The organism is Vibrio taketomensis (assembly GCF_009938165.1).
Classification (GTDB): Bacteria; Pseudomonadota; Gammaproteobacteria; order Enterobacterales; family Vibrionaceae; genus Vibrio; species Vibrio taketomensis.
The window spans coordinates 1-24,687 of record NZ_AP019649.1; the positions used below are offsets into that span (position 1 = coordinate 1).

General features: G+C 45.3%; 21 protein-coding genes and 1 pseudogene. 9 read left to right on the forward strand and 13 right to left on the reverse strand.

From position 1 onward, the window contains the following. Positions 1-504 precede the first annotated feature (504 nt). The 9 genes and pseudogenes from mioC to Vt282_RS00045 form a co-directional block, all read right to left on the reverse strand. Positions 505-939 carry an FMN-binding protein MioC gene (gene mioC, locus Vt282_RS00005; protein ID WP_162045244.1) on the reverse strand — a complete coding sequence of 145 codons (435 nt, stop codon included), beginning with the start codon at positions 937-939 and terminating at the stop codon, positions 505-507. A 78-nt stretch (positions 940-1,017) separates the two neighbouring features. Beyond that, a complete protein-coding gene (mnmE, locus tag Vt282_RS00010; RefSeq protein ID WP_162045243.1) occupies positions 1,018-2,379 on the reverse strand; it encodes a tRNA uridine-5-carboxymethylaminomethyl(34) synthesis GTPase MnmE in 1,362 nt (453 codons plus the stop codon). Positions 2,380-2,495: 116 nt separating this feature from the next. After that, on the reverse strand, positions 2,496-4,121 hold the full coding sequence (gene yidC, locus Vt282_RS00015; RefSeq protein ID WP_162062242.1) for a membrane protein insertase YidC: 1,626 nt from the start codon (positions 4,119-4,121) through the stop codon (positions 2,496-2,498). 2 nt (positions 4,122-4,123) lie between these two features. Continuing rightward, on the reverse strand, positions 4,124-4,381 hold the full coding sequence (yidD, locus tag Vt282_RS00020; RefSeq protein WP_162045241.1) for a membrane protein insertion efficiency factor YidD: 258 nt from the start codon (positions 4,379-4,381) through the stop codon (positions 4,124-4,126). Beyond that, entirely contained in the window at positions 4,348-4,671 is a 324-nt protein-coding gene (gene rnpA, locus Vt282_RS00025) for a ribonuclease P protein component (RefSeq protein ID WP_232055070.1), read from the reverse strand. Before rnpA ends, yidD begins: the two co-directional genes overlap by 34 nt. A gap of 46 nt (positions 4,672-4,717) precedes the next feature. Then, a complete protein-coding gene (rpmH, locus tag Vt282_RS00030; protein ID WP_005378825.1) occupies positions 4,718-4,852 on the reverse strand; it encodes a 50S ribosomal protein L34 in 135 nt (44 codons plus the stop codon). Between the two features lie 238 nt (positions 4,853-5,090). Continuing rightward, complete coding sequence (locus tag Vt282_RS00035) at positions 5,091-5,828, reverse strand: amino acid ABC transporter ATP-binding protein (RefSeq protein WP_162062243.1); 738 nt, start codon at positions 5,826-5,828, stop codon at positions 5,091-5,093. Then, positions 5,825-6,495, reverse strand: a pseudogene (locus Vt282_RS00040) (amino acid ABC transporter permease). The gene Vt282_RS00035 and the pseudogene Vt282_RS00040 overlap by 4 nt, the downstream one beginning before the upstream one ends. Positions 6,496-6,560: 65 nt before the next feature. Further along, entirely contained in the window at positions 6,561-7,328 is a 768-nt protein-coding gene (locus tag Vt282_RS00045; protein ID WP_162062244.1) for an amino acid ABC transporter substrate-binding protein, read from the reverse strand. 421 nt (positions 7,329-7,749) lie between these two features. On the opposite strand from Vt282_RS00045, the gene dnaA reads away from it, so the two are divergent. The 5 genes from dnaA to Vt282_RS00070 all read left to right on the forward strand — a co-directional run bounded on the left by dnaA (position 7,750) and on the right by Vt282_RS00070 (position 14,890). Further along, the gene (dnaA, locus tag Vt282_RS00050) at positions 7,750-9,156 is read left to right on the forward strand and encodes a chromosomal replication initiator protein DnaA (RefSeq protein WP_162047498.1); all 1,407 of its coding nucleotides are present in this window, start codon (positions 7,750-7,752) and stop codon (positions 9,154-9,156) included. A gap of 75 nt (positions 9,157-9,231) precedes the next feature. Further along, positions 9,232-10,332 carry a DNA polymerase III subunit beta gene (gene dnaN, locus Vt282_RS00055; RefSeq protein WP_162047497.1) on the forward strand — a complete coding sequence of 367 codons (1,101 nt, stop codon included), beginning with the start codon at positions 9,232-9,234 and terminating at the stop codon, positions 10,330-10,332. A 1-nt stretch (position 10,333) separates the two neighbouring features. Further along, positions 10,334-11,413, forward strand: coding sequence for a DNA replication/repair protein RecF (recF, locus tag Vt282_RS00060; RefSeq protein WP_162062245.1), 1,080 nt, complete (start codon positions 10,334-10,336; stop codon positions 11,411-11,413). Positions 11,414-11,430: 17 nt separating this feature from the next. Then, positions 11,431-13,848: a DNA topoisomerase (ATP-hydrolyzing) subunit B gene (gene gyrB, locus Vt282_RS00065; RefSeq protein ID WP_162062246.1), complete on the forward strand. Its 2,418-nt coding sequence runs from the start codon at positions 11,431-11,433 to the stop codon at positions 13,846-13,848. Positions 13,849-14,455: 607 nt separating this feature from the next. Continuing rightward, positions 14,456-14,890 (forward strand): Hsp20 family protein, encoded by a 435-nt coding sequence (locus tag Vt282_RS00070; protein ID WP_162062247.1) that lies wholly within the window; start codon positions 14,456-14,458, stop codon positions 14,888-14,890. A 95-nt stretch (positions 14,891-14,985) separates the two neighbouring features. On the opposite strand, the gene Vt282_RS00075 is transcribed toward Vt282_RS00070, so the two are convergent. From Vt282_RS00075 to glyQ, 3 genes are all read right to left on the reverse strand, one after another. Then, a complete protein-coding gene (locus tag Vt282_RS00075; protein WP_162062248.1) occupies positions 14,986-16,236 on the reverse strand; it encodes a valine--pyruvate transaminase in 1,251 nt (416 codons plus the stop codon). Positions 16,237-16,437: 201 nt separating this feature from the next. After that, entirely contained in the window at positions 16,438-18,504 is a 2,067-nt protein-coding gene (gene glyS / locus Vt282_RS00080) for a glycine--tRNA ligase subunit beta (protein WP_162062249.1), read from the reverse strand. 14 nt (positions 18,505-18,518) lie between these two features. Next, on the reverse strand, positions 18,519-19,436 hold the full coding sequence (gene glyQ, locus Vt282_RS00085) for a glycine--tRNA ligase subunit alpha (RefSeq protein WP_162047491.1): 918 nt from the start codon (positions 19,434-19,436) through the stop codon (positions 18,519-18,521). Positions 19,437-19,930: 494 nt separating this feature from the next. Here glyQ and Vt282_RS00090 point away from each other — a divergent pair, with 494 nt between their 5' ends. The 3 genes from Vt282_RS00090 to Vt282_RS00100 all read left to right on the forward strand — a co-directional run bounded on the left by Vt282_RS00090 (position 19,931) and on the right by Vt282_RS00100 (position 22,906). Continuing rightward, complete coding sequence (locus tag Vt282_RS00090) at positions 19,931-20,485, forward strand: TMEM165/GDT1 family protein (protein ID WP_162062250.1); 555 nt, start codon at positions 19,931-19,933, stop codon at positions 20,483-20,485. A gap of 296 nt (positions 20,486-20,781) precedes the next feature. Next, positions 20,782-22,452 (forward strand): ABC transporter substrate-binding protein, encoded by a 1,671-nt coding sequence (locus Vt282_RS00095; RefSeq protein WP_162062251.1) that lies wholly within the window; start codon positions 20,782-20,784, stop codon positions 22,450-22,452. A 193-nt stretch (positions 22,453-22,645) separates the two neighbouring features. Next, complete coding sequence (locus Vt282_RS00100; protein ID WP_162047488.1) at positions 22,646-22,906, forward strand: hypothetical protein; 261 nt, start codon at positions 22,646-22,648, stop codon at positions 22,904-22,906. 76 nt (positions 22,907-22,982) lie between these two features. On the opposite strand, the gene tusA is transcribed toward Vt282_RS00100, so the two are convergent. Further along, entirely contained in the window at positions 22,983-23,231 is a 249-nt protein-coding gene (gene tusA, locus Vt282_RS00105; protein ID WP_162047487.1) for a sulfurtransferase TusA, read from the reverse strand. A 487-nt stretch (positions 23,232-23,718) separates the two neighbouring features. On the opposite strand from tusA, the gene Vt282_RS00110 reads away from it, so the two are divergent. Further along, entirely contained in the window at positions 23,719-24,660 is a 942-nt protein-coding gene (locus tag Vt282_RS00110; protein ID WP_162047486.1) for a LysR family transcriptional regulator, read from the forward strand. Positions 24,661-24,687 lie beyond the last annotated feature (27 nt).

Here is a 24,687-nt window from a genome sequence, read left to right on the forward strand (position 1 = left end):
GAACTGACCTCTGGTATTCAAGAAAAGTCGGACAGATAAAAGAGCGATATTCTACCCATTTTCTAGACGATAGAAAAATGCTTTTGTGCTTTTTAAGTTTAGGGGAGTAAGTAAATATATATAAGATTCATATATATGATCTCTTTATTAGATCTACTATTAGGATCGGTGCGATCTGTGGATAAGTGAAAAATGATCAACAAGATCATGGTTCTTCTTTGGATCATATCATGTGATCTTGTTTTGATCTGATCGAGGATTAGCTGGGATCAAAATGGCTAGTTATGCACAGGGTGGATCGAGCTTCAAAGTTATTCTTTGGATAACTATAGGTTAGTCACCGGATAAACGCTAAGTTATACACAGATGGTTTGCTGGTTTTTTGTGCAAACAGTTTTCACTTTGTTGGTTTTTTCTGTCCACAAGTCAAAAAATAGGCCAGCAATGCTGACCTAATCGACGTTAATCACTTATTTAAGATGAGTTGTTGGCGCTATTTTGGTATTAAAAACGCTCAATATTTGCCAGTAACCACTCTTCTGCGGCATCTTCTGGCACTGAATGGGCTAATACATCAACAGTCAAACAGTCACTGATTGGTGTGGCACCAATATCTTCTAGTAGCTCAAACGCATGTTTGCCTGCTGCACAGAAGGTGTCATAACTTGAGTCACCAATCGCAATGACAGCAAATTTTACTTCAGACATGCGCGGTGGCGTATCTTGCAGCGCTTGGATAAATGGCTTGATGTTATCTGGATAGTCACCCGCACCATGGGTCGATGTGATGATCAACCACGTACCTAAAGCGTCGATCTCATCGAGGCTTGGTTGGTTATAAATGGTGGTTTCAAAGCCTTTTTCGACCAGCAGATCGCTAAGATGATCGCCAACGTACTCCGCACCGCCTAACGTGCTGCCTGTAATGATATGAATCATACTGTTTTGATCCCTCGCTGATTCTATTACTGATTTTTAATCGATAAAAAACGCGCACCGATGGCGCGCGTTTGATAGTTATTTGCCGATACAGAAAGAAGAGAAGATTCGGCCGAGTAGGTCGTCAGAACTAAACTCGCCGGTAATTTCATTGAGGTGTTGCTGAGCAATGCGTAACTCTTCCGCTAAGATTTCACCCGCCATATAGCCTTCAAGTTGTTGCTGACCGATATCAAGGTGCTCTGATGCTCGTTCTAGTGCCTCTAGATGGCGTCTACGCGCCATAAAGCCGCCTTCATGACCACCAGCAAACCCCATACACTCTTTTAAGTGGCTGCGCAGAGCATCGACACCTGCGCCAGTCTTGGCTGACAGGCGGATCAGGGTTGGTGAGTTGACATGGCAAATGCCCAGCTCTTCACCGGTTTGATCGGCTTTATTGCGGATCACAGTCATGCCAATGCTGTCAGGCAGACGATCAACGAAGTCTGGCCAAATCTCTTTTGGATCGGTCGCTTCAGTGGTCGTGCCATCAACCATAAACAGCACGCGGTCAGCTTGAGCTATTTCATCCCACGCGCGCTCAATACCAATTTTTTCCACTTCATCTGATGCATCACGTAGACCTGCTGTGTCGATGATGTGCAGTGGCATGCCATCAATATGGATGTGTTCACGCAGCACGTCGCGCGTGGTACCGGCAATATCGGTTACGATGGCTGATTCTTTACCTGATAGGGCATTGAGTAAGCTTGATTTGCCTGCGTTCGGACGACCGGCAATCACCACTTTCATCCCTTCACGCATAATTGCGCCTTGGTTGGCTTCTTTGCGCACCGCATCGAGGTTGTCGATGATGGCTTGTAGATCGGCTGACACTTTGCCGTCGGCAAGGAAATCAATCTCTTCTTCTGGAAAATCAATCGCGGCTTCTACGTAGATGCGTAAATGAATTAGTGATTCCACCAGCGTATTGATGCGTTGTGAGAAGGCACCTTGTAGCGACTGCAGTGCTGATTTTGCCGCTTCTTCTGAGCTAGCATCAATCAGATCGGCAATGGCCTCTGCTTGGGCTAAATCGAGCTTGTCGTTTAAAAAGGCACGCTCTGAGAACTCACCAGGACGCGCTGTGCGAATGCCGTCGATTTTTAGAATACGCTTGATCAGCATATCCATCACAACAGGACCGCCATGACCTTGCAGCTCAAGCACGTCCTCACCCGTAAATGAGTGTGGGTTAGGGAAGTAAAGTGCGATGCCTTGGTCAAGTTGATTGCCCGCTTCATCACTAAATGGCAGATACTCTGCATAGCGAGGACGCAGTGTTTTGCCGGTCACCTCTAGCGCAACTTTTTCTGCTAGCGGACCTGAGACGCGGATAATACCGACACCGCCACGACCGGGTGCAGTAGCTTGGGCGACAATGGTATCTGTAGTCATAAAGAGTGTGCCTATGATTGATTGGCTCTATTGAGCTAAATAATGCGATTAGCTGAATTGTAATCAGCTCCAATAAAAAAGGCGACCTTTTGGTCGCCTTTGTGCTTTATTCGAACTTACTTAGTTTTCGTATGTAAGCCTTTTTTCTCCAGAGACTTGTAGATTAGCGTCTGCTGGATAAGCGTTACGATGTTCGATACCAACCAGTACAGTACTAGGCCTGATGGGAAGAACAGGAAGAAGAAAGTAAACATAACCGGCATAAAGGTCATGATCTTCTGCTGCATTGGGTCAGTAACCGTTGTTGGGCTCATCTTCTGAATCATGAACATCGACGCACCCATCAGTAGCGGCAAGATGTAGTATGGGTCTTGCGCTGATAGATCGTGAATCCAACCGAAGAATGGTGAGTGACGAAGCTCAACCGATTCCATTAGTGCCCAGTAAAGAGCAATGAAGATTGGCATTTGTAGAAGTAGAGGTAGACAGCCGCCTAGCGGGTTTACTTTCTCTTTCTTGTACAGTTCCATCATCTCTTGGCTCATGCGTTGACGGTCATCGCCGATACGCTCACGCATTGCTTGCAGTTTAGGTTGCAGCATGCGCATTTTCGCCATAGAGGTGTATTGCGCTTTCGTTAGTGGGTACATTGCACCACGAACAACGAATGTTAGCAGGATGATTGCTAGACCCCAGTTGCCGACAAAACCGTGAATGGTTGATAGCAACCAGTGTAGTGGTTTCGCGATAAACCATAGCCAGCCGTAATCCACAACTAGGTCTAGGTTTGGAGCTACTGCAGCCATTTGGTTTTGCAGTTTTGGACCAACCCATAGCGTTGCTTTCATTTCAGCAGTGTCGCCAGTCGCGATAGTTTGGTTTGGCATACGAACACCAATGTCCGCTAGGTTGCCAATGACGCGAGTGTATAGGTTTGTACCAGGTGCTTCACGTGGAACCCACGCACTTGCGAAGTAGTGTTGGATCATCGCCGCCCAACCTTGACCGTCAGTCAGGTTGATATTTAGGTTGCGATCTTCCATATCTTCGAAGCTGTATTTCTTGTACTTAACGTCTTGCGTTGAGTATGCACCACCACGGTATGTTGGCATGGTGATGCTGCCGCCATCATCCATTACGTTTTGGCGTAGGTGTGCGTACATACCAAACGTTGCGTTGCTGCCAGAGTTGTTGACTACATTGTATTCAACATCGACTGCGTAGCTGCCACGTTTTAGAACGAACGTCTTGATGTACTCGATACCGTTTGCTGCGTAAGTCATTGGTACGCGTAGTTCATCTTGACCATCAGCGAGCGTAAAGCTGTCTGCGCTCACAGTGTAGTGAGGGCGGTTTGCACTGCTCAGATCGATGCCTTGCGGACCCACTAGGCCACTTTGAGCAATAAACTGGTGACCCGGTTCATTTTTCAAAAGCTCAAACAACGCTGGAGAATCAAGTTCTGCAGTGTATTTGTTTAGGTCAGCCTGAACGACGTCACCACCAACCGTATCAATAGACAGAGTTAATACATCCGTTGTTACAGTAATCGCTTTCGCTGTAGCTTGTTGAGTTGGCGCTGGGTCAAGCTCATCGGCTAAAGATGGTGCAGGTAGGGAGCTGCTTGATTGTGCCTGTTCAATCGCTTGCGGAGCTGGGTTCTTAGCTACATTCCATTGTTGGTAAAGTAGGAATGATACCAATGCCAAAGCGATTAACAGGATATTACGTTGAGAATCCATCGTTATTTATCTCTGTCTTGTTTTTGAACTGGTGGAACGGGGTCGTAGCCCCCTTCATTTAGAGGGTGGCATTTTAATAGACGTTTGCTAGATAACCAACATCCTTTTACAAAACCGTGAGCTTTCAGAGCTTCTACAGCATAAGTTGAGCATGTTGGTTGAAAACGACAACGTGGTCCGATAAGAGGACTAATAAGGCCTTGGTAAAGTCGGACTACACCGATTGCTAGCCACGCGAGGGGCGAGACAGTCGTTGCCATAGCTTGTCAAACAATTTGAACATTTCATCATTGCTTAAATCTTGAGCGCTTTTCTTAGCGATCACAACAAAATCTTTGTTTGGAAGGTTATGTTGTTGATTACGGAAACTCTCACGAGCAAGACGTTTAAAGCGGTTGCGACCAACGGCCGTTTTGATTTGCTTTTTAGGGACAGCTAAACCTAGTCGAGGATGAGTTAGGTTATTGTTGCGTGCAATGATGGTAAAATGGGGTGAGCCAGCTCGATGAGCTTGCTTGAAGACATTTTGATAATGCTCGGGAGTTAACAAGCGTAACTCCCGATTGAACGCGTACGTATTCAAAATAAACTAGTTATTATTTTGATAGGCGCGCACGGCCTTTAGCACGACGTGCATTAATTACTTTACGACCGTTCTTAGTTGCCATGCGAGCACGGAAGCCGTGAGTACGCTTGCGCTTTAGAACTGTAGGTTGAAAAGTGCGTTTCATGATAATTACCTTACTGATCAGTAGTTTTAGGTTCTTTCGTTAACCCGGCGTGGGCACAAAGTCTTCTTATATATAAAGAGGACAACCGACGCCTCTCAACAAAGAGGCGGAATTGTAATCACACTCACAAATTGTGTCAACGACTCATGTGTATGAAATTCCGCGTCGGGCGATTATACGTAGTGTGAGCAAAATCTCAAGGATCAAGCGATCCTTATGTTGGATCTTTAGTCAATTTTCACTCGACACCAACTTGATTGAGGAATTTTTTTAGTCTTGGATCTTGTGGATTTTCGAAAATTTCCGCTGGCGATCCTTGTTCGACGATATTTCCCTCTGCCATGAAGATCACTCGGTCAGCGACTTCTTTGGCAAATTGCATTTCATGAGTGACGACCAGCATGGTCTGGTGCTGGGTTGCTAATTGCTTCATTAGGTTCAGCACTTCGCCCACCCATTCTGGATCCAAGGCCGACGTCGGTTCATCAAATAACAATAATTCTGGCTGCAGTGCCATTGCGCGGCCAATGCCGACTCGCTGCTGCTGGCCACCGGACAGGGCCGCAGGGTAGCTGTCTCCTTTGTCGCCAAGGCCAATGTCATCTAAGATTTGTTGCGCTTTTGCTAGCGCCTCGGCTTTATTCCAACCACGAACGGTAATCAAGCCTTCAGCAATATTCTGACGAGCGGTCATATGGGCAAACAAAGCGTAGTTTTGAAATACAAAGCCAGTTTTACGTCGCAGAGCGAGAACTTCAGCTTTGGTGTGCTGCTGCGTATTAACGCTGACATCATCAATGGTAATGGTACCTTGGTTGGCTTGCTCTAAAAAATTGACGCAGCGCAGTAGGGTTGATTTACCAGTACCGCTAGAGCCAATAATGACAATGATCTCACCTTTTTTTATCTCAAGATCGATGCCTTTTAAGACTTCGCTGTCGCCAAAGCTTTTGTGAATGTTATCTAGTTTGATCATCGTACATATGCCTTATTGAGTTTGGCTTCAGCCCAAATTTGCATGCGTGTCAGTATGACCACCACACCCCAGTAAATAAGAGCTACTGCAAGGAATGCTTCAAAAAAGCGGAAACTCGAAGAGGCTTCCATTTGTGCTTTGGCCATTATCTCTGGCACACCAAGGGTAAATGCTAAGGAGGTAGATTTAATCATGTCGATGAAGTAATTCATCAATGAAGGCAGTGCAACTCGAGTTGCTTGCGGCAAAATAATGCGGCGCATGGCTTGGCTGGTCGTCATACCTACCGACAAACTCGCTTCCATTTGGCTGCGGTCAATACCGATAATTGCAGCGCGAATGCTTTCTGCCATGTAAGCAGCAAAGTGTAAGGTTAAGCCAATAATGGCGGCACTAAACGCATCAATGCCGACCATGATAGGGAATACTTGCGGTAGGCCGTAGTAGAGTAAGAACAGTTGAACCAGCAGCGGAGTGCCACGAAAAAAGCTGATGTAGAGTTGGCTAAGCTGATCCAATACTGGAATACGAAAACACGAATATTGGCAAGAACAAGCGCTAAAATCAGCGAAAAAACCAAACCTAGAAGTGCCATTTCCATGGTGGTGCCCAAATATTTGAGCAGAATTGGCATCAGTTCCAGCATGTAATTAAAATCAAAGCCCATAGTGCCTTCTTAGAAAAGAAAAGGTGGAAACAAATTCCACCTTGGTAAAATTGATTGGTTTAATTTTAGTTGGTGATATCAGCACCAAACCATTTTTCAGAGATGCGCTGTAGAGTGCCGTCAGCACGCATTGCTGCTAGCGCTTTATTTACTTCCGTTTGTAACTGTTTACCACGAGCGTTATCAACAAATGGCCACGCATTTTCAATCGTTTCAAATGGTTTGCCAGCTAGTTGTAGTGGTAATCCGGTCTTTTTAATCAGTTCCAGCGCAGAAAGACGGTCCATGATGAATGCATCTGCACGACCAAGAATCACATCTTGTTCGATGCCGGTATCGTAAGTTTTGATATTAATTTTGCCGTCTTTATCGTGTTTGCGCAGTAATTGTTCAAAGTTAGAACCTAAGTTAACCGCGACGGTTTTTCCTGCTAAATCTGTCACCGCTTGGATCGAGTCATTGCCCTTGCGTACGGTAATTTGCGCGCCATCGATAACGTAAGGATCAGCAAACAAAAACTTCGCTTTGCGTGCATCAGTGATGGTGATTTGGTTAGAAATCGTATCGATGCGACCTGTCTCTAATAGACCAAATAGGCCAGAAAAGTTCGCAGTCACATATTCGACCTGATAGTCATTGCGCTTGCCTATTTCATCCCAAAGGTCGACCTCAAAACCTTGCAGCTTGTCCTTTTCTACAAATGTGAATGGGAAGTAACGGCCAGACATTCCGACTTTTACTTGGTCAATTTTACTTTCAGCAGCTGCTTGTGTGGCAGACACCGATGCCGCAAGGGCAATTGTAGTAACGAAGGTTTTTATCCAGCTTTTCATATTACATCCTCATAAATTTATGGTTACAAATACTACATACTGGAAATTCGTTAGATAAATAACAAAGGGTGATAATTTATTCCCAAGTGACATCAAGAGGCTGAATTCAGCGCGTTTAGTCATCAGTTTATAACTTATGAGAGTGACTCGATTCATTTCATAAACTTGTGGATAAGCCATGCAAAAAGAGAATCATTCACAGAGTTATCACCAAATGCTGGATCTGTCGAAAAATGGTCATTTGTGGATCAATGTGTGGGTAATAGCGGGATTGAATGTGATGATCTATCGAATAATGACAAAAAAATTGTGAATAACTTAGATCTTATTCACTGGATCCTCGATCAATTGCTGGCGATCTCGGTTATCAACAGGTAAAATCTGTACTCTTTTCCGATCAATTATCTCGAGTGGGGTTTCCGTGTCATCTTCGCTTTGGTTGCAATGCTTGCAACAGCTTCAAGAAGAGTTACCAGCTACAGAATTCAGTATGTGGGTACGTCCGTTACAAGCGGAGCTTAATGACAATACACTCACCTTGTTTGCCCCAAACCGCTTCGTATTGGATTGGGTTCGCGATAAGTATCTAAATAGTATCAATCGTTTACTGCAAGAATACTGCGGTAATGATATCCCAAACCTTCGTTTTGAAGTGGGTAGCCGTCGTGTGGCTGCGCCAACACCTGCACCTAAGCGTACGCCAGCAGATGTGGCAGCGGAATCTTCAGCGCCCGCGCAACTGCAAGCGCGTAAACCAGTACATAAAACCTGGGATGACGATCCACAAGCGATGGCAGACATTAACCACCGCTCAAATGTGAACCCAAAACATAAGTTCAATAACTTTGTGGAAGGTAAGTCAAACCAACTTGGTTTAGCGGCAGCGCGCCAAGTAGCAGACAACCCTGGTGCGGCATATAACCCACTGTTCCTCTATGGTGGTACCGGTTTAGGTAAAACTCACTTGCTACACGCGGTAGGCAATGCGATCGTCGATAACAAACCAAATGCAAAAGTGGTGTACATGCACTCTGAGCGTTTCGTGCAAGACATGGTTAAAGCGCTGCAAAATAACGCAATTGAAGAATTCAAACGCTACTACCGCAGTGTGGATGCTCTGCTTATCGATGATATTCAGTTTTTCGCTAATAAAGAGCGTTCTCAAGAAGAATTTTTCCATACCTTCAATGCGTTGCTTGAGGGTAACCAACAGATCATTCTTACCTCTGACCGCTATCCAAAAGAGATCAGCGGGGTAGAAGATCGTCTAAAATCGCGCTTTGGTTGGGGTCTAACGGTTGCGATCGAGCCACCTGAATTAGAAACGCGCGTGGCGATTTTGATGAAGAAAGCTGAAGATCACCAAATTCACTTGGCCGATGAAGTGGCATTCTTTATCGCGAAGCGTCTACGTTCGAATGTTCGTGAGCTTGAAGGCGCACTGAACCGTGTTATCGCTAATGCGAACTTTACTGGTCGTCCGATCACGATTGATTTTGTACGTGAAGCACTGCGAGATTTGCTTGCTCTGCAAGAAAAGTTGGTGACGATTGATAATATTCAAAAGACAGTCGCAGAATACTACAAAATTAAAGTGGCGGATCTGCTTTCAAAACGTCGTTCGCGTTCAGTTGCTCGTCCACGCCAATTAGCTATGGCGCTAGCAAAAGAGCTTACTAACCACAGCTTACCTGAAATTGGTGATGCGTTTGGTGGTCGTGACCACACCACGGTATTGCATGCATGTCGTAAGATTGAGCAATTACGCGAGGAAAGCCACGATATTAAAGAAGACTACTCGAACTTGATTCGTACCCTTTCTTCTTAATTCACTGTATTCTTATCCGTTGCTAGTATTGGCGAATAACTATTACGCCATCCAGAATTCAAATAAGAGCGCACTATGAAATTTTCCATTGAACGCAGTCATCTACTGAAACCACTTCAACAAGTGTCGGGTGCATTAGGCGGCCGACCAACGTTACCTATTCTCGGTAACCTATTGATTAAGGTTGAAGATAATACCTTATCTATGACCGCTACCGATTTGGAAGTAGAACTGATTAGCCGCGTAACCCTAGAAGGTGACTTTGAAGCAGGCAGCATTACCGTGCCTTCGCGTAAGTTCCTTGATATCTGCCGTGGCTTGCCTGACGATTCAGTGATCACTTTCGTGTTAGAAGGTGATCGTGTTCAAGTGCGTTCGGGTCGCAGCCGTTTCTCATTGGCGACACTTCCGGCTAACGATTTTCCAAATATTGAAGATTGGCAAAGTGAAGTTGAAGTTTCACTGACTCAAGCCGAATTACGTGGTTTGATTGAGAAAACTCAATTCTCAATGGCTAACCAAGATGTTCGTTACTATCTCAATGGTATGTTGTTTGAAATTGATGGCACCACATTGCGTAGCGTAGCGACGGATGGTCACCGCATGGCGGTATCTTTGGTTGAGCTTGGTGCCGACTTTGCGACCAAACAAATCATTGTGCCACGTAAAGGGGTTCAAGAGTTAGTTAAGCTATTGGATGCGCCAGAGCAGCCAGTCGTACTACAAATTGGTAGCTCGAATGTGCGTGCTGAAGTGAATAACTTTGTGTTTACCTCTAAGCTGGTTGATGGTCGTTTCCCTGACTACCGCCGCGTTATGCCACAAAGCACGACCAAAACGTTGGAAGCGAACTGTGATGAACTGCGCCAAGCATTTTCACGTGCAGCGATTCTTTCTAATGAGAAGTTCCGTGGCGTGCGAGTGAATCTCGCAGATAACGAAATGCGCATTACAGCCAACAACCCTGAGCAAGAAGAAGCGGAAGAGATGTTGGATGTCAGCTTTGACGGTGATGCGATCGAAATCGGCTTCAACGTCAGCTATGTGTTAGATGTACTTAACACTCTACGCTGTGAAAAAGTGCGAGTGTCGATGTCAGATGCCAACGCCAGTGCGTTAATTGAAAACGCTGACGACGACAGTGCGCTTTACGTGGTTATGCCGATTCGATTGTAGAATGCCACTATCTCGCCTGATAATTAACCAGTTTCGCAACATTAAAGCCTGTGATATTCACCTATCAGCAGGCTTTAACTTTCTTATCGGCCCTAATGGCAGCGGTAAAACCAGTGTACTGGAAGCGATCTATTTACTCGGTCATGGACGCTCATTTAAGAGCAGTCTCACGGGACGAGTGATCCAAAACGAGTGTGACGAGCTGTTTGTACATGGCCGTTTTTTGAACTCGGATCAATTTGAGCTACCGATTGGGATTAATAAGCAGCGTGATGGGTCAACAGAGGTTAAAATAGGCGGTCAATCTGGGCAAAAGTTAGCACAACTGGCACAGGTATTACCGTTGCAACTGATTCACCCGGAAGGGTTTGATTTGTTGACTGATGGACCTAAACATCGCCGCGCATTTATCGATTGGGGTGTGTTTCATACCGAATCGGCATTTTATGATGCATGGGGGCGTTTTCGTCGACTGAATAAGCAGCGTAACGCGTTATTGAAAACGGCACGTGACTATCGAGAACTCAGTTACTGGGATCAAGAAATGGCACGGTTGGCAGAAAATATTAGCCAATGGCGAGCCACCTATGTTGAACAAATGAGTGCAAAGGCACAGCAGATCTGTGGCGTGTTTTTGCCCGAATTTGATATTCAATTGAAGTACTATCGAGGCTGGGATAAGGACACGCCTTATCAACAAATTCTCGAGAAGAACTTCGAGCGTGATCAGGCGTTAGGCTACACCTTTAGTGGGCCAAACAAAGCCGATTTGCGGATAAAAGTGAACGGTACACCAGTAGAAGATGTGCTTTCACGGGGTCAGTTAAAACTGATGGTGTGTGCGTTGCGCGTGGCGCAAGGGCAGCACTTAACCGAAATGACCGGAAAGCAATGCATTTACCTAATTGATGACTTTGCATCGGAATTAGATAGTCAACGTCGCAAGCGCCTAGCGGATTGCTTGAAAGAGACGGGGGCTCAAGTTTTTGTAAGCTCTATTACTGAGGGTCAAATTGCCGATATGTACGACGATAAAGGCAAGATGTTCCATGTGGAACATGGCACAATAGAGCAACTATAAATAGCGGAAGATAACTCATGTCTGAAAATTACGATTCATCGAGTATTAAAGTACTGAAGGGTCTGGACGCGGTTCGTAAGCGCCCAGGTATGTACATCGGCGACACGGACGACGGCACCGGTCTTCACCACATGGTCTTTGAGGTGGTGGATAACTCAATTGATGAAGCGTTAGCAGGTCACTGTAAAGACATCATTGTGACAATCCATGAGGATAACTCTGTTTCTGTTAGTGATGATGGCCGTGGTATTCCAACCGAGCTACACCCAGAAGAGAAAGTGTCAGCAGCCGAAGTTATCATGACGGTTCTACACGCAGGTGGTAAGTTCGATGACAACTCATACAAAGTATCGGGTGGTCTACACGGTGTAGGTGTTTCTGTAGTAAACGCACTGTCTGAGAAAGTGGAACTAACGATTTATCGTGGTGGTCACGTTCACAAGCAAACCTACCATCATGGTGAGCCTCAAGCACCACTAGCGGTTGTGGGTGATACTGACAAGACTGGTACCACCATCCGTTTCTGGCCGAGTGATCAAACCTTCACTAATGTGGAATTCCACTACGACATCCTAGCAAAACGTCTACGTGAGCTATCATTCCTAAACTCAGGTGTGTCTATCAAGCTTTCTGATGAGCGTGAAGAAGACAAGAGCGACCACTTCATGTACGAAGGTGGTATTCAAGCGTTTGTTGACCACCTAAATACCAACAAAACACCGATCCATGAGAAAGTGTTCCATTTCAATACTGAGCGTGACGATGGCATCTCGGTAGAAGTGGCCATGCAATGGAACGATGGTTTCCAAGAAAACATCTACTGTTTCACTAACAACATTCCACAACGCGATGGTGGTACGCACCTAGCAGGTTTCCGTGCGGCGTTAACTCGTACACTGAACACCTTTATGGATAAAGAAGGCTTCTCGAAAAAAGCCAAGACTGCGACATCGGGTGATGATGCGCGTGAAGGTCTAACTGCCGTTGTTTCGGTAAAAGTACCGGATCCAAAATTCTCAAGCCAAACCAAAGACAAGCTTGTTTCATCTGAAGTTAAATCTGCAGTTGAGTCGGCGATGGGCGAGAAACTGTCAGAGTTCCTAGCAGAGCATCCGTCAGAAGCGAAGATGGTTTGTTCGAAGATCATTGATGCAGCGCGTGCTCGTGAAGCGGCGCGTAAAGCGCGTGAAATGACTCGCCGTAAAGGTGCGTTAGATCTTGCAGGCCTTCCAGGTAAACTTGCTGACTGTCAGGAAAAAGATCCTGCACTGTCTGAACTATACATAGTGGAGGGTGACTCTGCGGGTGGTTCAGCGAAACAAGGTCGTAACCGTAAGAACCAAGCTATCCTGCCACTAAAAGGTAAGATCCTAAACGTTGAGAAAGCACGTTTTGATAAAATGCTTTCTTCACAAGAGGTTGCAACGCTAATTACCGCACTGGGTTGTGGTATCGGCCGTGACGAATACAACCCTGATAAGCTGCGTTACCACAACATCATCATCATGACCGATGCTGACGTCGACGGTTCGCACATTCGTACGCTACTGTTGACCTTCTTCTACCGCCAAATGCCTGAGCTGATTGAGCGTGGCTATGTATACATCGCTCAGCCACCACTATACAAAGTGAAAAAAGGCAAACAAGAGCAGTACATCAAAGACGAAGATGCGATGAACCAATACCAAGTGGCATTGGCGCTAGATAACGCTGCTCTGCACGTCAATGCACAAGCTCCAGCGCTAGGTGGCGAAGCGCTAGAGAAGCTTGTTCAACAATACAATGCAGGTATTAAGCTGGTGGATCGTATGAGCCGTCGCTACCCACGTGCATTGGTGCATGAATTTATCTATGTACCACGTCTAACGTCTGAGCAATGCCAAGATGCAGCAGCGGTCGAAGCGTGGACAAAACAGCTTGTTGAACAACTTAATGCTAAAGAAGTGGGCGCAAGCCAATACAGCTTTGAAGTCGAGCAGCACGCAGAGCTAGGTATTCATCTACCGAAAATCATCGTACGTACTCATGGTGTGACTTACGACTACGCACTAAGTGCCGATTTGCTTAACTCGAAAGAGTACAGCAAGCTGGCTGATCTATCTGAAGCTTTGGATGGTCTAGTGGAAGAGGGTGCTTACATTCAACGTGGTGAGCGTACTCAACCAGTATCAAGCTTTGTCGACGCACTAGAGTGGTTAATCAAAGAGTCACGTCGTGGTCTAAGCCTACAACGCTACAAAGGTCTAGGTGAGATGAACCCAGATCAGCTTTGGGAAACCACGATGGACCCAGAGACTCGCCGTATGATGCAAGTAACAATTGAAGATGCCGTAGGTGCAGACCAATTGTTTACTACATTGATGGGTGACCAAGTTGAGCCGCGTCGTAACTTCATTGAAGAGAACGCCCTCAAGGTAGCCAACCTAGACGTTTAATCACTGCGATGCGTCGTTATTTCGCATGATTTCTGCGTTAGGCGTACTCACATACACTTGTATGCTGCGTGCGCCTTGCTTGAACTAATGCGAACTAACTTAGCCTCGAGCCATTAAAATGTCATTGTAATTGGGTTATAAAAGCACTGCCTTCGGGTGGTGCTTTTTTATTGGCTGAGGGAATGATAAAGGGATCCGTCCTACGGATGTTGCTGCGCTTTTTTTCGACATGCGGAAGGTGTGTAAGGCATTGAAATGGCGTGGATCTAAAAAATTTTTCAGATGATCCCTTGAAAGGGGTTTGATCGGTCCATATATCTATCTGTGAAGAGGGATAGCTGTCTTGCTCAACAAGAGAAGAAACACAACCTCTGAAATCGCCAATAAAGTATCGCTCATGAGAGGATAGATTTAGCGGCATATTTAAACTTGGTTTTGTTTCAGTAAAGCAAAACCGACGATTCAAAACTATGTCCCCGAGTTGACCATCGAGGTAACCAGAGGAATGGCGATGAATCCCTTAGTCGGCAGCCTTTTATCAAAAGTTAAATGGTAAAGGCGATGCAAACTCACGACTAAGACTATTGCTTACTAAGAGGATAGCATTATGAGAACTGTAGATTTCACTCCTTTATACCGCAGCGCAATTGGCTTTGACCGTCTATTCAACATGATGGAAGCGTCATCAGCGAAAAACTCATCTGGCGGTTACCCTCCATACAATATTGAGCAAAAAGACGAGCACAATTTCCGTATTACTATGGCAGTTGCCGGTTTTGCTGAAGACCAACTCGATCTGACTCAAAAAGATAATATGCTAATCGTAAAAGGTGAGCGTAATGTTGAAGAGGGTAAAAACTACGTTTACCAAGGTATTGCCGAGCGTGACTTTGAACGTAAATTCCAACTTGCGGATTACGTGAAAGTGGTTGGTGCAAGCATGGAAAATGGTCTTCTACACATTGACCTAGAACGTGAAATTCCAGAGGCAATGCAACCACGCAAGATTGCGATTAATGGTAATAACCTGCTAGAAGGCTAATTAAATCGCCTTAATATAAAGAGTGAAAGAGCACCTGATGGTGCTCTTTTTTATTGTTTGGAAGTCTTGATTAGATGAGTGATTGAGAGCGGCTATTATGCTTGTTGGTACGCTTTCGCCACTTCTTCTGCGATCACTGCAATGCCTTTTTGCATCATGTCATCATTTTGTACGTAGTTCATACGCAAGCATTGATGAGCATGATCCCATTCATCTTCTTGGCCAATAAAGAAATATTCTCCTGGCACAATCAGTACCCCACGATCTTTGAGGCGCTTATAGAGTTCCATGGTGGTGATCGGTAATTCATCGAACCATAACCATAAGAATATAGCGCCTTCAGGTTTATGAATTCGAAAACGTGTGTCAGTAATCGCTTGTTGCAGCAGTTCCACCGCTCGCTGTGCTTTGTGCTTATAAAACGGTTTAATCACATTGCTGCTGAGTGCCAGCAGATCACCTTGCTCAATCATGTGTGCAGCGTAAGTTGGGCCGACGCCACTTGGCGCCAAGCTGATGATGCCATTCATATTGGTCATCGCTGCGGTAATCGCTTCGCTGGCAATCACAATGCCACAACGCACACCAGGCAGACCCAGTTTAGACAGGCTCATGCACAGAATGGTGTTTTCGTTCCAGAATGGCTCAACGTCTTCAAAAATGATATTTGGAAATGGTAGACCGTAAGCGTTATCCAGAATTAGCGGAATATTATGTTGGCGAGCCAGTTTATCTAACTTACGAATTTCTTCATCCGTTAGTACATTACCGGTTGGGTTCGTTGGGCGAGAGGCGCAAATTGCCGCAATTGAGTCATCCACCGTTAGTTGTTCAAAATCGACGTAGTATTTGAACAATCCGTTTTCGAGAATCTCAATCTCTGGGCGATAAGAGACAAAAATATCTTCATCAATCCCCGCATCACCATACCCAATATATTCTGGAGCCAGTGGTAGCAGTACTTTTTTATGTGAACCGTCAGGCTGCTGACCTGCAAATAGGTTAAACAAGCTAAAGAAACCACTTTGGCTGCCGTTGGTTAGGCTGATGTTCTTTTCACTGATGTCCCATCCGTAAGTCTGCTTGAGCAGTTTAGCCAATGCAGAGACAAAGCGGTCATTGCCTTGTGGGCCATCATAATTGGTTAATGCGGCTACCAGCTCTCCATTGGCGAGCATGGCCTCACTGGCTTGGCGAAAGTAATCAAGCATGGCTGGAATCGGGGCTGGGTTACCGCCACCGAGCATGATGGCACCAGGCGTGCGTAGACCATCATTTAAGTCATCCATTAACTGTGTAATACCGGAATACTGATTGAATTTTTCACCAAATCTTGAGAATTGCATGTGCTGTTAACCTAATACATTGTGTTTGCTTTCATGTGTCTGAAGTCAGTACGTTGCTGACAAATCGAATAATCCTTGAACATACCGTAATGGGATTGAGAGGCAAAGCACAAATTGGAAAATGGTTAAAAATAAAGCCCAACTTTTTCGAGTTGGGCTTCGTTATTGCGCATTACCATCTAGGGATAGATGGTAAGAAGATTATTTCTGCAGTAGAGAAATATCTGCGATCTGTAGGAACAGGTTACGTAGGTTGTTTAGTAGCGTTAGACGGTTAGTCTTCAGTGCTTCATCATCAGCCATAACCATTACGTTGTCGAAGAACGCATCTACAGGCTCGCGTAGGTCAGCCAGTTTGCTTAGTGCTTCTTGGTAGTTACCTGTTGCAAATGCTGGTTCAAGCGCTTCCGTCATCACTTCCACGTTTTCAGCCAGTACTTTCTCGGCATCTTCTTGTAGAAGGGCAAGATCGATTTCAGCAGCCAGTTCACCGTCGAATTTCGCTAGGATGTTACCGACACGTTTGTTCGCCGCTGCCAGTGCTTCTGCTGCTTCCAGTTCACGGAAGTGAGAAACCGCTTTAACACGTTGGTCAAAGTCCGCAGGTTTTGTTGGACGACGTGCCAGTACTGCTTGAATGATGTCTACGCTGAAGCCTTCATCTTGGTACCATGCACGGAAACGACCCAGCATAAACTCAATCACTTCTTGCTCAACGTTGTCGTTAGTCAAACGATCGCCAAACAGTGATTTCGCTTTCGCTACTAGGTCAACAAGGTCTAGGTTGTAGCCGTATTCAACGATGATACGCAGTACACCTAATGATGCACGGCGTAGTGCAAATGGGTCGCTGCCTTTAGGTGCTTGACCGATACCGAAGATACCTACGATAGTGTCTAGCTTGTCTGCCATCGCAACTGCAGCAGATACACCGTTTGATGGAAGGTCATCACCAGCGAAACGAGGCATGTATTGCTCGTTTAGTGCGACTGCCACTTCTTCTGCTTCACCGTCGTGGCGAGCGTAGTGCATGCCCATAACACCTTGAGTATCAGTAAATTCAAATACCATTGATGTCATTAGGTCACATTTTGCTAGTAGACCAGCGCGTTTTGACTTCTCAACGTCCGCACCGATTTGCTTAGCAATGTAGCCAGCCAATTCAGTGATGCGATCGGTTTTGTCTTTAATCGTACCCAGTTGCTGTTGGAAAATCGCATTTTCTAGCATTGGTAGACGATCGATCAGCTTGCTCTTACGGTCGGTGTTGAAGAAGAACTCAGCGTCAGCAAGACGTGGACGAACCACTTTCTCGTTACCTTCAATCACGTAACGAGGCTCTTTTGATTCGATGTTTGATACGAAGATGAAGTTCGGTAGTAGCTTCTTGTTCTCGTCGTACACTGGGAAGTACTTTTGGTCACCTTTCATGGTGTAAACCAAAGCTTCAGCTGGCACTTTTAGGAACTCTTCTTCAAACTTCGCGGTCAGTACCACTGGCCATTCAACCAGAGACGTTACTTCTTCAACTAGGTCATCTTCTAGATCAGCGATACCGCCGATTGCTGCTGCCGCTTTTTGTGCATCAGCAAGAATGATGGCTTTACGTGCTTCATAATCTGCCATCACTTTACCGCGCTCTTCTAGGATCGCTGGGTATTGCTCTGCAGAATCGATAGTGAACTCACGCTCACCCATAAAGCGGTGACCACGGATAACGCGATCAGAGGCTACGCCTAGGATTTCACCTTGGATAAGGTCAGAGCCCATTAGCATAGTCAGCGTTTTTACTGGGCGAATAAACTGAGTCGTTTTGTTGCCCCAACGCATAGGTTTTGCAATTGGCAGACCTGCTAGCGCTTTTGCTGCTAGTTCAACTACGATATCCGAAGTTGGTTGGCCTTTTACTTCTTGTTTGAACAGTAGCCATTCGCCTTTGTCTGTTACCATGCGTTCTGCTTGGTCAACAGTGATACCACAACCACGCGCCCAACCTTGAGCCGCTTTAGTTGCGTTGCCTTCAGCATCAAACGCTGCTGATACCGCAGGGCCACGTTTTTCAACGATTTTGTCTGCTTGGTTTTCTGCTAGTGCTGCCACTTTCAGTGCTAGACGGCGAGGTGCAGCGAACCATTTTACGCCTTCGTGCGTTAGCTCAGCATTTTTCAGTTCAGCTTCAAAGTTTGCTGCGAATGCTTCAGCCAGAGTACGAAGTTGCGTTGGTGGTAGCTCTTCTGTACCTAGCTCGATTAGAAATTCTTTTGCCATGATTACTCTACCTCTTACGCTTGTTCTTTCTTACACATTGGGAAGCCTAGTGCTTCACGCGATGCGTAGTATGCTTCTGCAACTGCTTTAGTTAGGTTACGGATGCGCAAGATGTAGCGTTGACGTTCCGTTACTGAGATCGCTTTGCGAGCATCCAGTAGGTTAAACGCGTGTGCTGCTTTTAGAATGCGCTCGTACGCTGGAAGCGGAAGTGGCGTTTCAAGAGCAAGTAGGTTTTGGCACTCTTTCTCACACTGTTCGAAGAAACCAAATAGGAATTCAACGTCAGCGTGTTCAAAGTTGTAAGTTGATTGCTCAACTTCGTTTTGGTGGAAGATGTCACCATAGGTTACTTTGCTGCCATCTGGTGCAATGTTCCAAGTCAGATCGTAAACCGAGTCTACTTCTTGGATGTACATTGCTAGGCGCTCGATACCGTAAGTGATTTCACCGGTAACTGGTTTACATTCAAGACCGCCAACTTGTTGGAAGTAAGTAAACTGAGTTACTTCCATGCCGTTTAGCCATACTTCCCAGCCTAGACCCCATGCGCCTAGTGTTGGGTTTTCCCAGTTGTCTTCTACGAAACGAATATCGTGAACAAGTGGGTCAATACCAAGTACTTCTAGAGAACCGAGGTACAACTCTTGGATATTGTCTGGTGATGGTTTTAGCGCTACTTGGAATTGGTAGTAGTGCTGTAGACGGTTAGGGTTTTCACCGTAACGACCATCTGTAGGACGACGAGAAGGTTGTACGTAAGCTGTAGACATTGGCTCTGGGCCAAGCGCTCGTAGACAGGTCATTGGGTGAGAGGTACCCGCACCTACTTCCATATCTAGCGGTTGAACAATGGTGCAACCATTTTGAGCCCAATAATCCTGCAGCGCGAGGATCATTCCCTGGAAGGTTTTGATATCGTATTTTTGCATAAGTCGGTTCGCGCGATTCTCTAATTACTTCTTGGCGTTTGAGCGAGGAATTCATGCCTCAAAGCTCACGTCGGGGAAGTAATGACGGTTGAATAAAATAACAATCAAGTATACCCAGATATTGGGCATGGGAGTAGCGCTAATCTTGTTTATTTCATAGCCAGAATAGCTAAGTTTGCCCAATTATTGGCATATTTAGCTATTAGAAGTTGAAATTGCACTTTTTGGCGGATTTTTGCTTACAAAACCGGACTTGAGCTGGCTGGTGGATATGGTTAGAATTGCGCCGTCTTCGGGGAGTAGCTTACTTGATTCACATCCCAGTGAATGAGTTTGTTCGTCAACATAATTGGTGCAACATCACCATGGCGTCCAAGACTTACCACCTCTGGTAAGTTTAGCAAGACCTTAGACAAATCATCACGAACCGGGGTGGGGCGTGAGGTTTGTCTATGGTTATAAAATAATAACCCCCGCCTCATATTGAGCATGTTGTGAGTGTATTAGCACTATCTTTAACCACGGTTGCGATCGCTGAGATCGGCGACAAGACTCAGTTATTGTCTTTGGTTCTCGCCAGCCGTTATCGCAAACCGATTCCCATCATTCTCGCGATTTTATTCGCAACTTTAGCCAATCACGCTCTAGCCGCTTGGCTTGGTGTTGTCATTGCCGATTACCTTTCACCAGAAATTCTGCGTTGGGTGGTGACGATCAGTTTCTTGTTAATGGCGGGCTGGGTGTTAATTCCCGATAAATTGGATGATGAGTACACTGTTTGCGGACGCAGTGCCTTTGTCACCAGTTTTATGGCATTTTTTGTCGCTGAAATTGGAGATAAAACTCAAATCGCCACCTCTATCTTAGGCGCGCAATACGCAGATGCATTGTTGTGGGTGGTGATCGGCACCACGCTTGGCATGATGGTCGCCAACGTACCTGTGGTGTTGATGGGTAAAATCTCCGCCGATAAATTACCTTTGGCGTTAATTCGTAAGATTAGTGCGGTGTTATTCTTAGGATTGGCGATAGCTTCGGCGCTGTTTTAATCCAATTTTGGTTATTGCGAGCAAAGGAAATTTTAATTTGCTCGCAAAAATCGAATGTGTCGCATATGTGTAATCAACCCATCAAGTGTTGTAATTTTTCGTCATTAACTGATGGATTTTCGACTCGTGTCGAGATTCTGTGTCGTGATTGATCATTTCGCTGGTTGTATAAATATCAAACGAACCGAGGCTGATAACAAAAGATTAACTTACTGTTTTTCTGTGTTTTTTATTGCCGTTGATGCTTTTTTAACAACTGGTTATTTTGTGTGCGTGTCCATTGATAAGGAAACGTCATGAAAACGACTTTACTGTCTGCAGCCATTGCTGCGACTCTCACTATTTCTACTCAAACTGTCGCTGCGGATTTGGATAAAATGTCACAAGTGACCATTATTCCAAACCATAACCCAACCTTAATTCGCAACTTTAACCCTTATGCGGTTTCTCGTTTGCATACTGCTCGTGACTTCATTTATGAGCCATTAGTGGTGTTTAACGAGCTGAAAGGTAACGTGCCTGAGTTTCGTTTGGCGACTGGCTATGAAATGAGTAAGGACCTATTGAGCATCACGTTTGATTTACGTGAAGGTGTGAAGTGGTCAGATGGTGAAACATTTGATGCTGATGACGTAGTGTTTACTTTCGATATGGTGAAAAAGCACCCGAACATCGACGATCGTGGTATCAACAGCAAGATTAAATCGGTAGAAAAATTGGGTCAGTACCAAGTTCGCTTCCACCTAAACGAAGTGAATACCAATATTAGTTATGAGATTACTTTGGTGCCAGTCGTTGCTGAACATCAATGGAAATCTGTTGAAGACCCAGCATCATTTATGAACCCAAATCCAGTGGGTACCGGGCCATTCACCGAGCTACCTCAGTTTACCTCAACGCTATTCTTGCAATGTCGTAACCCACACTATTGGGATAATGCTAACTTAGAAGTGGATTGTTTACGTGTACCGCAAATGAACCACAATGACCAAGTATTGGGTGAGTTAATTAATGCTCGTGTTGACTGGGCGGGTTCATTTATTCCGGATATTGATGAAACCTTCTTAAAAGCATCGGCAGATCATGGTTACTGGTTCCCACCAGCAGGCACACAAGCATTCGTGTTTAACTATGAATCGAAAGACAAAGTTAAGCATGAAGTGATGAATGACATTAACTTCCGTCGTGCTTTCTCAATGGCGATTGATCGTCAAACTCTGATTGATATTGCAAACTACGGTAACGCCGTACTCAACGACTTTGCTTCAGGCTTGGGTTATGCATTTGAAACTTGGTCAAATGAAGAAACTCACAATAAATACAAACCATTTATGACCTACTCGCCAGAAAAAGCCAAAGCTCTGCTAGCAGAAGCCGGCTTTGAAGATACCAATGGCGACGGTTTTGTTGAGTCTCCATCTGGCGCAGAGTTTGAGCTTGCGATTCAGTCACCACAAGGTTGGACTGACTTCAACAACACGGTCATGTTGGCGGTTGAACAATTGCATGAAGTGGGTATTAACGCCAAAGCTCGTACGCCAGACTTCTCGGTTTATAACAACTCGATGATTGCTGCTGACTACGATATTGCATACACCAACTATTTCCATGGTCCAACGCCACACACCTACTGGAATAGTGGTTACCACTCTCGTATGCAGCAACCAGAAGGTATGCCACGCTTTGCGATGCACCACTGGCAAAATGCTGAACTAGATAAACTGCTAGATAGCTTCTACAAAACCGCTGATAGCAAAGAGCAGCTAAAAATTGCGCATAGCATTCAAGAGATTATTGCGTCAAACCAAGTCACGGTACCGGTATTGTCTGGTCCTAACTTCTATCAATACAGCACTAAGAACTTCACTGGTTGGTGGACAAAAGACAATCCAAAAGGTCGTCCAATGATTTGGGAAGGCACACCAGAGCGTTTACTACACGTACTGGATCTAAAACCTCGTAGCTAATTTTACCCTTAACGATTTTGGCTCTAATCTTGTGGTTAGAGCCTTTTTTGTGTTTGCGAGAAATGTCATCAATGGGTTGTGAATCGAATCAAATATCGACGGTAAAATTGGTGGAATGCGTGACCGTTGACATATAAGTGTCACGATTGTCATGCTAATTTAACCTTAACAATGAGTGGCGGAGGGCAAGAGTATGCTGACACGTTACATGGGCATGAGCCCAAAGAGTCAAAGTTATTTGTTTACCTTTGGGTTGGCGTTAACTTTGTTGGGAATGGTGTTAACCGACATGTGGCTGCCAATGGTTGCTGGGGCTATCGTTTTAGCCGGCCTCACTGTAGAGGCATGGATTCGCGTTGCGCATATTATTCCAATGCATGAAGAAATGCGCTCGATGCAAAAACAGATTCGCAAACTGCAATCTGAAATACGCACACTCGAATACGACGAATAAACAAAACGGCAGCCTCAGGCTGCCGTTTTCCATTCTGCTTAAAAGCTTTCAGCTGCGTACGAGCAACAGCCCTACCTTAGCTTAACCCTTTCTTGATCAAGTACAGATACGGTACTGATTCTGTTTGCGCGCCAATCAACTGGTGATCCATAAAGCGGCAAAAGCTTGGAATATCGCGGGTAGTTGATGGATCATCTGCTTTAACAAGTAATACATCCCCATCTTGCATGTTTCGAATTGTCTTCCTGACCATCATTACTGGCTCTGGGCAGCGTAGTCCTTCTGCCTCTAATGTATGCGTAGCCTGGTCTAGATTGATTGTCATGGTCATCACTTCATTGCCTTTTCAGGCGGTAGATAATACTAGTGAAGAAAAAATATTCAATAATCGCTTGGCAAAATGATCATTTTGTTTTAATTTAATTAACAAGTTGGTAACAAATAAATCTATCGGGAAGGAGAAGACACCGATTAAGACAACTTTTCTCGAGAACAGGTTTGTTAACGCGCTTGTTTTCTGTTCTGGTTGCACAACGTAGGGCGATAGTTGAAAGACGATTGTAGGGATTGTATTTCATTATTGCCACAGGTAAACGGGTTTAACGTTGTGGAACAAGCTCTCGCAGACAAGGGCATCTCCATTCAACACATTCCGACACTATCCCCAGTTTTCTTGGGCTTCCCCGCCGAAAGGCGGGATTTTTTTGTCTAGCGTTTGTGGCCAATTTCCATTAGAGACTAAGCACAGTGTTGAACTTGTGATGAGTCGGGTATAGTACACTTAGCATGTCATCTTATTACCGAGAGTGTTGATGGAATTAGAAGAGATCTACCGACGCGATTTAAATCTGCTTGTGGCTCTGAGGGTGCTCATTGAAGAGTGCAGTGTCAGTAAAGCGGCAACCCGATTAAACCTCAGCCAATCGGCGATGAGTCGCGTATTGGGACGCTTACGCAGCCTATTGGGTGACCCTTTATTTACTCGCCAAGGGCAGCAACTGATCCCGACTGAAAAAGCGTTAGAGATTGATGCTCAGCTTGGGGTTCCGTTGGAATCATTGCGCCAAGTATTGGCTCCCGCTGAATTTGACCCTAAACGGTGCGAACAAACTTTTACTATCGCCACGACCGATTATGCGATGCAAACCATTTTACCATTTGCGATTCCTCGTGTTTATCAAGAGGCGCCTTTGGTGTCGCTCAATTTTATTCCGTTGCATCATGATCGCTTAGCCGATCAGCTTACCTATGAAGGTGCTGACATTGCGATTTGTCGCCCGATTGGTCCTGTAGAGCCGCTTCGCAGTGAAGTTATTGGTCGAGTTGGGGTATTTTGTCTCTTGTCGCAACATCACCCTTTGGCAGACAAAGAGATGAGTCTTGATGACTATCTTGCGTATCCGCATGCAATGATTGCGGTCAGTGATGGGGTAAAAGCACTCATCGAACAAGCACTGGTTGATTTTCCACAACGTAAAATGGTGTTACGAGCTTATCATCTGGAAGCGGCGTTAGCGATTGTGGATACCATGCCGCTAATTATTACCGTGCCTGCAGATTTAGCTTATCTGGTCGCTGAGCGTTACGATTTGGTGGTAAAACCATTGCCGTTTCATTTTACGCCATTTGATTACTCACTGATTTGGCATCCACGTTGTGAGCATTCTCCTGCTCAAGAGTGGTTGCGAGGAATTGTGCGTGAAGAGTGTAGTCGTCTGATTGCTAAGCGGATTGAAGATATGGGGCTCGATTAATTGCCAGCTTCTTGTTAGTCGTTCCGT